Annotated in this window: 2 tRNA genes and 2 rRNA genes; all 4 read left to right on the top strand. The window is 49.9% G+C overall.

Features of this window, described 5'->3' with window-relative positions:
• Positions 1-50 (top strand): 16S ribosomal RNA (locus tag KI350_RS22730); the annotation flags it as partial.
• 102 nt (positions 51-152) lie between these two features.
• A tRNA-Ile gene (locus KI350_RS22725) sits at positions 153-229 on the top strand.
• 11 nt (positions 230-240) lie between these two features.
• Positions 241-316: transfer RNA gene (locus KI350_RS22720), tRNA-Ala, on the top strand.
• 81 nt (positions 317-397) lie between these two features.
• Positions 398-851: ribosomal RNA gene (locus KI350_RS22715) — 23S ribosomal RNA — on the top strand; the annotation flags it as partial.

Here is an 851-nt window from a genome sequence, read left to right as displayed (position 1 = left end):
AGTCGTAACAAGGTAGCCGTATCGGAAGGTGCGGCTGGATCACCTCCTTTCTAAGGATATTATACGGAATATAAGACCTTGCGGTCTTATAGACAGGTGCGTTTAGATCTTGTTTAGTTTTGAAGGAACTTCCTTCATATGAATCAAAAGATGGGCCTGTAGCTCAGCTGGTTAGAGCGCACGCCTGATAAGCGTGAGGTCGGTGGTTCGAGTCCACTCAGGCCCACCATCTTTATATACGGGGCCTTAGCTCAGCTGGGAGAGCGCCTGCTTTGCACGCAGGAGGTCAGCGGTTCGATCCCGCTAGGCTCCACCAACGTGTTCTTTGAAAACTAGATAACAGTAGACATCACATTCAATTAGTAATGCAAGATATCACGTAGTGATTCTTTTTAACGGTTAAGTTAGAAAGGGCGCACGGTGGATGCCTTGGCACTAGGAGCCGATGAAGGACGGGACGAACACCGATATGCTTCGGGGAGCTGTAAGCAAGCTTTGATCCGGAGATTTCCGAATGGGGAAACCCACTGCTCGTAATGGAGCAGTATCCATATCTGAATTCATAGGATATGAGAAGGCAGACCCGGGGAACTGAAACATCTAAGTACCCGGAGGAAGAGAAAGCAAATGCGATTCCCTGAGTAGCGGCGAGCGAAACGGGAACAGCCCAAACCAAGAGGCTTGCCTCTTGGGGTTGTAGGACACTCTGTACGGAGTTACAAAGGAACGAGGTAGATGAAGAGGTCTGGAAAGGCCCGCCATAGGAGGTAACAGCCCTGTAGTCAAAACTTCGTTCTCTCCTGAGTGGATCCTGAGTACGGCGGAACACGTGAAATTCCGTCGGAATCCGG

This window comes from Bacillus sp. J41TS8 (assembly GCF_018333035.1).
Taxonomy (GTDB): domain Bacteria; phylum Bacillota; class Bacilli; order Bacillales; family Bacillaceae; genus Bacillus; species Bacillus paralicheniformis.
This window is presented reverse-complemented; position numbering and strand designations above follow the sequence as displayed.